Consider the following 10,191-nt stretch of genomic DNA (forward strand, 5'->3'; position numbering starts at 1 on the left):
CGAATTCGACGGAGATTTTGGCCGAAACGGGCCGGAAACGGCCTGAAAAGCACATTTACGGCAGAATCTCCGTCGAATTGGTTCGCCGCCGACACAGGTTAGGGGCGCGCGGGCGGTCAGCGGTTCTCGAAGCGGGGGGCGCGCTTCTCCAGGAAGGCCGCCATTCCCTCCTTCTGGTCGGCCAGGGCGAAGGTGGAGTGGAAAAGCCGGCGCTCGACGTGCACGCCCTCGGCGAGGGTGGTCTCGAAGGCGGCGTTGACCGCCTCCTTGGCCAGCATCGCCACCGGGGCGGACATGCCCGCGATCGTCGCCGCCGTGGCGAGGGCCTCGTCGAGCAGCCGCGTGGCGGGGACGACCCGGGCGACGAGGCCGCAGCGCTCGGCCTCCGCGGCATCCATCGTTCGCCCGGTCAGCACCATCTCCATCGCCTTGGCCTTGCCGATGGCCCGGGTCAGGCGTTGCGAACCGCCGATGCCGGGGATGACGCCGAGCCTGATTTCCGGCTGGCCGAAGACGGCCGTGTCGGCGGCGAGGATGAAGTCGCACATCATCGCGAGCTCGCAGCCGCCGCCGAGCGCGTGGCCGGCAACGGCGGCGATCAGGGGGGTGCGGAGGCGGGTGAGCGCATTCCAGCCGGCGAACCAGTCGGCCGCGTACATGTCCTGGTAGGTCTGCGGGGCCATTTCACGGATGTCGGCCCCGGCGGCGAACGCGCGCTCGGACCCGGTGAGCACGATCGCGCCGATCTCCGGGTCCCGGTCGAGCCCCGTTGCCGCGTCGACGACCTCGTGCATCAGGGCGTCGTTCAGGGCGTTGAGGGCCTTCGGCCGGTTGAGGGTGATCAGGCCCACCCGGCCCCGGCGCTCCAGGATGATGTGCTCGTACCCGGTCTCGCGGATGCCGTCGGTGCCGCTCATGCGCCGGCCGTCCGGTCGGATTTCGCCCTGATGTCGTTGATGATCGCCGAGAAGTCCAGGCCGGCGCCGCCCTCGTCGGCGAAGCGGCGGTACACGCCCGCCGCGACCGGGCCGAGCTCGGCCGCCACGCCGGTGGCGTCGAGGGCGTTCAGGGCCAGGCCGAGGTCCTTGGCCATCAGGGCGCCGGCGAAGCCCGGCTGGTAGTCGCGGTTGGCGGGGCTGGTCGGTACGGGCCCGGGAACCGGGCAGTTCGTGGTGAGGGCCCAGCACTGGCCGGACGCGGCGGAGGCCACGTTGAAGAGCGCCTGGTGGGTCAGCCCGAGCTTCTCGCCGAGCACGAAGGCCTCGCTCACGGCGATCATCGAGATGCCGAGGATCAGGTTGTTGCAGATCTTGGCCGCCTGCCCGCTGCCCGGTCCGCCGCAGTGAACGATCCGGGCGCCCATCACCTCCAGCACGGATGTCGCCGCGGCGAAGTCCGCGTCCTCGGCGCCCACCATGAAGGTCAGGGTTCCCGCCTCGGCCCCGGCGACTCCGCCGGAGACCGGGGCGTCGAGGCCCCGTCGGCCGGCGCTGACGACGAGGTCGTGGGCCGCGCGGGCATCCGCGACGTCGACCGTGGAACAGTCGATGAAGAGCGTGCCGGCGTCCGACGCGGCGAGCAGGCCGCCGCCCGCAGCCGAACCGGCACCGTCGCCCTGACCCTCGTTCTCATCCTCGTAGGCGCCGAGCAGGTGCCGCCCGTCGGGCAGCATGGTGATCACGATGCGGGCGCCCCGGGCCGCGTCGGCGGCCGAGTCGGCGACCCGGATTCCCTTCGCCCTGGCCTGGGCGAGGGCCTCGGGCACCAGGTCGAACCCGGTGACGGTGTAGCCGGCCCCGACGAGGTTGGCGGCCATGGGACCGCCCATGTGGCCGAGCCCGATGAAGGCGATGCGTGTGCTCATGAGGCGCTTCTCCTGGTGCTGTCGGTGGTGCGGGTGCTGGTGCTGGTTCGGGTGCGGGGTGTGTCGTGCGGGTGCGGCCGGCCCCGGGCGGACAGGTGCAGCCCGGCCAGGTGATCTTCGTGGGCGGTGAGGGGGGCGAAGCAGGCGGCGACGGCATCCGTGCTGACCTCGTCCAGCGTGGCCGGCGACCATCGGGGGCGGCGGTCCTTGTCGATCACCTGGGCCCGGATGCCCTCCTGCATCTCGGTGCCCTCGAGGAAGCGCAGGGAGACCCGGTATTCCTGCTCCAGCACCGCCTCGAGGCTGGGGAGAGCGCGCGCCCGGCGCAGCGACGCCAGGGTGACGGCGAGCGCGGTCGGCGACTTGGTGCGGATGAGCGCGGCGGCCGCCTGCGCCGCTTCCACGGGGGAGCGCTGCAGCGCGGCCAGGATCTGCCGGACGTCGTCGAAGGCGTAGCACTCGTCGATCCAGTCCCGCTCGGCGAGCAGCGGCGCGGGCGGGGGAGTGTCGGCGACCGCGGCAACCGCCTCGGCGGCTCCCCGGCCGGACAGCGAGCGGATCAGCTCCGGCAGCCGGTCGCTCGGCACGAAATGGTCCGCCAGCCCCAGCATGATGGCATCGGCGCCGGTGGCGAAGGCGGCGGTCAGGGCCAGGTGGGTGCCGAGCTCACCGGGCGCGCGGGAGAGCAGGTACGTTCCGCCGACGTCGGGCACGAAACCGATGCCGGTCTCCGGCATCCCGAGCCTGGTGCGCTCGGTGACGACACGGATGCCGCCGTGGCCGGAGACGCCGACCCCGCCGCCCAGCACGATTCCGTCCATCACCGCCAGGTACGGCTTCGGATAGCGGTGGATCTGCGCGTTCATCCGGTACTCGTCGGCGAAGAACCGGGCGGCGTCGGCGCCGCTGCCCTGGGCGCCGCGGTAGATCGACACGATGTCACCCCCGGCGCAGAGACCCCGCTCGCCGCTGCCGGTCAGCAGCACCGTCTGAACCTCGTCGTCGTCGGTCCAGCCGGTGAGCACGGCCGAGATCCGGGTGATCATCGCGTGCGTGAGGGCGTTCATCGCGGCCGGGCGGTTCAGGATGATCTGCCCGACCCGCCCGGAGCGGCGCAGCAGGATCTCCGGCTCACTCACCTCCGGCTCGCTCAGGACCGGCCCGCTCACGACCGGCCCGCCTGCTGTGGCGCGGGCTTCGGCGCGGCCGGCTGTTCTGTGAGGGCCCGGCCGATGATCAGACGCATGATTTCATTGCTGCCTTCGAGGATCTGGTGCACGCGCAGGTCGCGGACAACCTTTTCAATGCCGTAGTCGGCGAGATAACCGTAGCCGCCGTGCAGCTGGAGGGCGCGGTTCGCCACCGAGAAACCGGCATCCGTGGCGACGCGCTTGGCCATGGCGCAGAGCCGCACCCGGTCGGGCGCGCCCCGGTCGAGGGCGTCGGCGGCCCGCCAGAGCAGGGTGCGGGCGGTCTCCAGCTCGGTGTCCATGTCCGCGAGCTCGAACAGGAGGGCCTGCCGCTCGATCAGCGGCGCGCCGAAGGCCGAGCGCTCGGTGAGATAGCGCACGGCCTGGTTCAGGGCCCACTGGGCGCCGCCGAGTGAGCAGGCGCCCATATTGATGCGGCCGCCGTTGAGGCCCTTCATGGCGATTCCGAAGCCATCGCCCTCGGCGCCGAGCCGATTGCCCACCGGCACCCGCACGTTGTCGAGGATGACCTGCCGGGTGGGCTGCGCGTTCCAGCCCATCTTCTTCTCGTTGGCGCCGAAAGACAGCCCCGGGGTGCCGGCCGGCACCACGATCGCCGAGATCCCGCCGCTGCCGGGGTCGCCGGTGCGCGCCATCACGATGTAGACGCTGGATGCGCCCGCGCCCGACACGAATTGCTTCACCCCGTTCAGCACGTACTCGTCGCCGTCCCGGTCGGCGCGGGTGCGCAGGGCGGCGGCGTCGGATCCGGCGTCCGGCTCGGTCAGGCAGTAGCTGCCCAGCGACTCCATCGACGCCAGGCCGGGCACCCACCGGCGGCGCTGGTCGTCGGTGCCGAAGGTGTCGATCATCCAGGCGACCATGTTGTGGATGGACATATAGGCGGCGATCGAGGGGTCGCCGTGGGCGAGCTCCTCGAAGATCAGGACGGCGTCCCGGCGGGAGAGCCCGGAGCCGCCGACATCCTCCCGCACGTAGATGCCGCCCATGCCCAGGGCGCCGGCCGCCGCGAACACGTCGAGCGGGAAGTGCTTGGTCTCGTCCCGGGTCACGGCCTGCGGCGCCAGCGACTCCGCGGCGAAGGACCGCACCATGTCCACGATGGCATGCTGTTCATCCGTCAGCTCGAACATGTTCAACCCATCTGGGGGATGACGAAGCTGGCGCCGGCCCCCGTCTCGGCGGTCCGGCTCCCGGGGTCCCCGGGGGTTGCTGTGCCGGGGCCCGCTGCGCCGGAGCGCAGGGCCCCCGCGGGCCAGCGGGAGGTGACGGTCTTGGTCTTCGTGTAGAAGCGGAACGAATCCGGGCCGTGCTGGTTCAGGTCGCCGAACACCGACCTCTTCCAGCCGCCGAACGTGTGGTACGCGATGGGCACGGGGATGGGCACGTTCACGCCCACCATGCCGGTGTTCACCCGGGTGGTGAAATTCCGGGCGACGTCGCCGTCGGCGGTGTAGATGGACACGCCGTTGCCGTACTCGTGCTCGCTCGGCAGCCGCAGGGCCTCCTCGTACGTGTCCGCCCGGGTCACGATCAGCACCGGCCCGAAGATCTCCTCCCGGTAGATGCGCATCTTCGGGGTCACCCGGTCGAAGAGGGTCGGGCCCATGAAGAAGCCGTTCGGGAAGCCGTCCGGGCGGAAGCCGCGGCCGTCCACGAGCAGTTCGGCGCCCTCCTCGACCCCGATCCGCACGTACTCCTCGACCCGGTCGAGCGCCGGGCCGTTGACGAGGGGGCCGTAGTCGCTCGTAGCGTCGAGGCTATGCCCGACCTTCAGCGCCCCGATCCGCTCCGTGAGCTTCGCCACCAGGGCGTCGGCGGTGTCCCGGCCGACCGGCACGGCCACGGAGATGGCCATGCAGCGTTCGCCGGCCGCGCCGTAGCCCGCCCCGATCAGGGCGTCTGCGACCAGGTCCAGATCGGCGTCCGGCATGATGATCATGTGGTTCTTGGCGCCGCCGAAGCACTGGGCGCGCTTGCCGTTGGCCGCGGCCTGGGTGTAGATGTGCTGGGCGATCGGGGTCGAGCCGACGAAGCCCAGGGCCTTGACTCGGGGGTCTTCCAGGAGCGTGTCGACGCTCTCCTTGCCGCCGTTGACGACATTGAAGACGCCCGCCGGCAGCCCCGCCGCCAGGAACAGCTCGGCGAGCCGGAGCGGCACGGAGGGGTCGCGCTCCGACGGCTTCAGGATGAACGCGTTGCCGCTGGCCAGGGCGGGTCCCGCCTTCCAGAGCGGGATCATCGCCGGGAAGTTGAACGGGGTGATGCCGGCGACCACGCCGAGGGGCTGGCGCATCGAGTACACGTCGATGCCGGTTCCGGCGCCGACGCTGTACTCGCCCTTGAGCAGGTGCGGGCCGCCGGCCGCGAACTCGATCACCTCCAGTCCGCGCTGGATGTCGCCGAGGGCATCCGCCACCGTCTTGCCGTGTTCGGAGGAGAGCACTCGCGCCAGCGAGTCCATCTCCTTGTCGATCAGTTCGAGGAAGCGCAGCAGCACCCGGGCCCGGCGCTGCGGAGTCCAGGAACCCCACTCGAGCTGCGCCTCCTCCGCGACGGCGATCGCGGCCTCGGTCTCGGCCCGGTTCGCGAGCGGAACCCGCGCCTGCACCTGCCCGGTGTTCGGGTCGAACACGTCGGAGAAGAGCCCCGAGGTGCCGCGAACATGCCGGCCACCGATGAAATGCGTCAATTCGCGAACCATGAAAAACCTGCTCTCCCTGCGACGGATCGTGCTGCCGTCACCAAGGTACTAGGAAGTCCTAGCATTTACTAGGGCTTCCTAGTATGTTGGGGCGATGACCACCGATTCGATCCGGAACACGGCGCAGGACACGGGGCGGCGAGAGCTCCTCGCCCGCCTGGTGCAGGCCGTCGGAGCCGCCCATGTGCTGACCGACCCGGACGTGACCGAGCAGTACCGCCGGGACATGCAGCCGCTGGTGGGAGCCGGGCGTCCCCTGGCCGTGGTGCGGCCGGCCTGCACCAGCGAGGTGGCCGCGGTGATCGTCGCCTGCACCCGCCACGGGGTGCCCGTCGTGCCGCGCGGCGCCGGTTCCGGGATGACCGGTGCCGCGAACGCGCAGGACGGCGCCGTCACCATCCTGACCTCGCGGATGACCGCGATCCTGACCATCGACGCCGCGGCCGGGTACGCCGTGGTGCAGCCCGGCGTGATCACCCTCGACCTGATCCGGGCGGCCGAGGCGGCGGGCATGTTCTACGCGCCCGACCCCACCTCCAGCGACTGGTGCACCATCGGCGGCAATCTCGCCAACGGGTCCGGCGGTCCACACGGCTCCAAATACGGGGTGACGGCGGATGCCGTGCTCGCCCTCGAGGTCGTGCTCGCCTCCGGGCGGGTGCTCGCCACCGGCCGCCACACCCTCAAGGGCGTCACCGGCTACGACCTCAACCGGCTCTTCGTGGGCTCCGAGGGGACCCTGGGCTTCATCACGCAGGCCACCCTGCGGCTGACCCGCCGCCGCCCCGCGCTGACCACCGCCGTGGCGGCGTTCGCGAGCGTCGAGGAGGCCGGCCGGGCAGTCACCGACTTCATCGCCACCGGCCAATCCCTGGCCCTGCTGGAAATCATGGACCAGTCCTGCTTCGCCGCCGTCGAGACGCACCTGGGCAGCCGGCTCCTGGACGAGGGCGGTACCCCGGCCGCCGTGCTCTTCGCCCAGAGCGACAGCGGCACCAGGGCCGAACTCGCCGCCTTCGAAGACGCGGCCCGCGCCAACGGCGCCATCCTCTCGTTCCAGACCGACGACCCCGCGGAGGGTGAGATGATCATGGGCTACTGGCGCGGGCTCGAGGCGGCGCTGGAACCCCTGGGCACCTGGATCCTGCACGAGGTGACCGTGCCCCGGGACCGGCTGGCGGCGCTGATCCTCTCCGCCGCGGACATCGCCGCGGAGACCGGCGTCTTCGTGGGCGTGCACGGCCATGCCCAGGACGGCACCGTGCACCCGATGATCGTCTACCGGCCCGACGCCGAGGGCGCGAGCGAGCGGGCCAGGCAGGCGTACCGGCTCATCCTCCAGGCCGCCCTCGACCTCGGCGGCCCGGTCACCGGCGAACACGGCATCGGCCGGATGAAGACCGAGTACCTGGCGGATGCCCTCGGCGAGGTGGGCCTCGAGGTGCACCGGGCGATCAAGGCCGCCCTCGACCCCGGCGGCACCTTCAACCCCGGGTCGATGTTCAGTTTCGGCCCGGAAGAGCGGAGAACGTCATGAATATCGTCGTGCTGGTCAAGCAGGTCCCGGACACCTACGGGGAGCGGACGCTGCGGGAGGACGGCCGGATCGACCGCGAGAGGGGCACCCCGGCCCTGGATGAGATCGATGAGCGCGCCCTCGAGGTTGCCCTGCGACTGCGGGAAACCGCCGGAGGTGAGGTGACCGTGCTCACGATGGGACCGCCGGAAGCCGTCGTGGCGCTGCGGAAAGCCCTCGCGATGGGTGCCGACCGGGCCGTGCACGTCTGCGACGAGGCCCTGGCCGGCTCGGATGCGCTGCAGACCGCCGCCGTGCTGGCCGCGGCCGTGCGGGCCACAGCCGCCCCTGGCGCCGCCACGTTCGACCTGGTCGTCGCCGGCAATGAATCGACCGACGGGCGCACCGCCGCGGTGCCCGCCATGCTCGCCGAACGGTTGGGCCTGCCGCAGCTGACCTTCCTCGGCTCGGTGGCCGTCGACGCGGGAATCGTCACCGGCCTCCGCATCACGCCGGAGGGCACGACGGAACTGTGCGCGGCTCTGCCCGCGGTGATCTCGGTGACGGAGGGCAGCGCCCAGCCGCGCTTCCCCAATTTCAAGGGCATCATGAGCGCCAGGTCCAAGCCGCTGACGACCCTCACCCTCGCCGACCTCGCCGACCACGGCCTGGTCGAGGCCGAGGCCGGCGGTGCGAACTCCTGGTCGCTCGTCTGCACGGTGACCGCCCGGCCGGCCCGCGCGGGCGGCACCGTCATCAGCGATGACGGCACCGGCGGCAGCCGCATCGCCGCCTTCCTGGCCGCGGCCAACCTGATCTGACTGATCTGACACGGACGGAAGACACGCCGATGGGACGAATTCTGGTGCTCGCCGAGCACAACACGGGCACGCTGGACACGGTGACCCGCGAACTGCTCGCCGCCGCGGCCCGGCTCGGTGAACCGGCCGTCGTGCTGCTGACCGGGCCGGGAGCCGGCCCGGCGCTGGCCGGCCAGCTGGCAGGGTGGGGTGTCACGGATGTCTACATCGCCGAGAGCACGTACGCCGGCACCCGGCTGACCACTCCCGCCGTCGCGGCGCTCGAGGCGGCGGTGCGCCTGGCCCGGGCCGCCGGCGCCGAGGTCTCCGGGGTGCTGATCGCCGGGACCATCGACGGGCGGGAGGTCGCGGCACGGCTGTGCGTGCGGCTGACCGCCGGTCTGATCAGCGACGCGGTCGACGCCCGGCTGCGGGACGGTGTGATCGTGGCCACCGTGCCGGTGCTCGGCGGCGCGTACACCGTGGAGGCCGTGGCCAAGGGGCTGGCGGTCGTGACGGTCCGTCCCCACAGCATTGTCGCCGACGGCATTCCCGGCAGCGTTCCCGACCGTGATGTTCCGGGTGGCACAGTGACAGCCCCGATCCGGCTTGAGATCGACGCCGAACTGGAACGCGGGCGCGGAGCGGAAATCGTCGCCGTGCATCCGCGTCCGGCCTCCGGCATCCGGCCCGGCCTGACCGAGGCGAGTGTCGTGGTCTCCGGCGGGCGCGGCCTGGGCTCGGACGAGGGCTTCGGCCTGGCCGGCGACCTGGCTGACCTCTTCGGCGGCGCCGTCGGGGCATCGCGGGCCGCCGTGGAGGCCGGGCTCTGCGAGCCCGGCCTGCAGGTCGGCCAGACCGGCGCGACCGTGACCCCGGAGCTCTACATCGCCCTGGGCATCTCCGGGGCCATCCAGCACCGTGCCGGCATGCAGGGGGCGGGCACGATCATCGCCGTCAACAAGGACGCGGACGCGCCGATCTTCGCGGTAGCGGATTTCGGGGTCGTCGGGGACGTCTTCACCGTCGTGCCGCAGCTGATCGAGGCCGTCGTGGCCCACCGTGCCGCCGCAGGGTGACCTAGAATCTGGCGAGCAGCTCCATTTTCTTGGTTTCGAACTCGGCGTCGGTGACGACCCCGGCGTCCCGGAGCTGCCCCAGCTGGAGGAGGTGGCCGGCGGCCGCGCCGGAGGCGAGGACGCGGGCATCCGTCACCGACCGCGGGGCGGCGTCGAGCGCGAGCGGCGCGGGACCGGGTACCAGCGGGGCGGGGGTGAGCGCTGCGCCGGCCGGTACCGGGGCAGGGCCGTGCGGGGTGCCCTGGGACATCCGGTCGATCCAGGCCAGGGCGATGGCCGAGACGATGAAGACCATGTGGATGACGACCTGCCAGAGCACGCCGTCCCAGGTGTAGACGTCGCCGGTGATGCTCTCCTGGCCGTCGGTGGACGTCGAACCGCGGGCGGCGAGGTCGCCGACCTCAATGAAGGTCTTCAGCAGGTGGATGGACGAGATGCCCACGATGGCCATCGCGAGCTTGACCTTGAGCACGTTCGCGTTGACGTGGGAAAGCCACTCGGGCTGGTCGGGGTGGCCGTCGATGGCGATGCGCGAGACGAACGTCTCGTAGCCGCCGATGATGACCATGATCAGGAGGTTGGCGATCATGACCACGTCGATCAGGCCCAGCACGCCGAGCATGATCGTTGCCTCTTCGATCACGATCCCGTCCGGTCCCGGGTGTGTGAATGCGTGGATGACGCCCTCACCGAGGTGGATGAGTTCGACCATGAAGACGATCACGTAGATGATCTGGGCAACGATCAGGCCGATGTAGAGCGGGGCCTGGAGCCAGCGGCTGAAGAAGATCATCAGGCCGACGCTCTTCACCCACTGGGATTGCTGGCGGAAAGGGAGCTGGCTGGAGGTTTCAGTCACCGAACCATCGTAGGGGGAGGCCGGATGGGAGATCCCTGTATCCAGTAGCGTTGGTCGGGTGAGCGGGAAGCCAGCGCGGGCCGGAACGACCGAGGGTGCCCCCGGCGCCCCCGGCCGGCGACCGCACCGCGCCGGCCGCCGCCCCGGGCCGCGGCGGC

9 protein-coding genes are annotated in these 10,191 nt (G+C 71.5%); 3 read left to right on the forward strand and 6 right to left on the reverse strand.

Going from position 1 to position 10,191, the window contains the following annotated elements:
* Positions 1-116 precede the first annotated feature (116 nt).
* The 5 genes from E3T42_RS11945 to E3T42_RS11965 are packed head-to-tail and all read right to left on the reverse strand — an operon-like array spanning position 117 to position 5,779.
* On the reverse strand, positions 117-917 hold the full coding sequence (locus tag E3T42_RS11945) for an enoyl-CoA hydratase (RefSeq protein WP_134366262.1): 801 nt from the start codon (positions 915-917) through the stop codon (positions 117-119).
* The gene (gene mmsB, locus E3T42_RS11950; RefSeq protein WP_134366261.1) at positions 914-1,864 is read right to left on the reverse strand and encodes a 3-hydroxyisobutyrate dehydrogenase; all 951 of its coding nucleotides are present in this window, start codon (positions 1,862-1,864) and stop codon (positions 914-916) included. The genes E3T42_RS11945 and mmsB overlap by 4 nt, the downstream gene beginning before the upstream one ends.
* Positions 1,861-3,033 carry an enoyl-CoA hydratase/isomerase family protein gene (locus E3T42_RS11955; protein WP_198416007.1) on the reverse strand — a complete coding sequence of 391 codons (1,173 nt, stop codon included), beginning with the start codon at positions 3,031-3,033 and terminating at the stop codon, positions 1,861-1,863. The genes mmsB and E3T42_RS11955 overlap by 4 nt, the downstream gene beginning before the upstream one ends.
* The gene (locus E3T42_RS11960) at positions 3,030-4,208 is read right to left on the reverse strand and encodes an acyl-CoA dehydrogenase family protein (RefSeq protein ID WP_134366260.1); all 1,179 of its coding nucleotides are present in this window, start codon (positions 4,206-4,208) and stop codon (positions 3,030-3,032) included. Before E3T42_RS11960 ends, E3T42_RS11955 begins: the two co-directional genes overlap by 4 nt.
* 2 nt (positions 4,209-4,210) lie before the next feature.
* Entirely contained in the window at positions 4,211-5,779 is a 1,569-nt protein-coding gene (locus tag E3T42_RS11965; protein WP_134366259.1) for a CoA-acylating methylmalonate-semialdehyde dehydrogenase, read from the reverse strand.
* Between the two features lie 94 nt (positions 5,780-5,873).
* Between E3T42_RS11965 and E3T42_RS11970 the strand changes: the two genes are divergently transcribed.
* From E3T42_RS11970 to E3T42_RS11980, 3 genes are read left to right on the forward strand one after another with little or no spacing between them, the layout of a single operon-like run.
* Entirely contained in the window at positions 5,874-7,316 is a 1,443-nt protein-coding gene (locus tag E3T42_RS11970) for an FAD-binding oxidoreductase (protein WP_134403066.1), read from the forward strand.
* Positions 7,313-8,116, forward strand: a complete 804-nt coding sequence (locus tag E3T42_RS11975) for an electron transfer flavoprotein subunit beta/FixA family protein (RefSeq protein ID WP_134403067.1) — start codon at positions 7,313-7,315, stop codon at positions 8,114-8,116. Before E3T42_RS11970 ends, E3T42_RS11975 begins: the two co-directional genes overlap by 4 nt.
* Positions 8,117-8,145: 29 nt before the next feature.
* Complete coding sequence (locus E3T42_RS11980) at positions 8,146-9,174, forward strand: electron transfer flavoprotein subunit alpha/FixB family protein (protein ID WP_134403068.1); 1,029 nt, start codon at positions 8,146-8,148, stop codon at positions 9,172-9,174.
* A gap of 1 nt (position 9,175) precedes the next feature.
* Here the strand turns inward: E3T42_RS11980 and E3T42_RS11985 are convergent, their stop codons facing one another.
* Positions 9,176-10,033 (reverse strand): TIGR00645 family protein, encoded by an 858-nt coding sequence (locus E3T42_RS11985; protein WP_241976082.1) that lies wholly within the window; start codon positions 10,031-10,033, stop codon positions 9,176-9,178.
* Between the last annotated feature and the right edge of the window lie 158 nt (positions 10,034-10,191).

The sequence above is a fragment of the Cryobacterium sp. TMT4-10 genome (assembly GCF_004403275.1).
Taxonomy (GTDB): Bacteria; Actinomycetota; Actinomycetes; order Actinomycetales; family Microbacteriaceae; genus Cryobacterium; species Cryobacterium shii.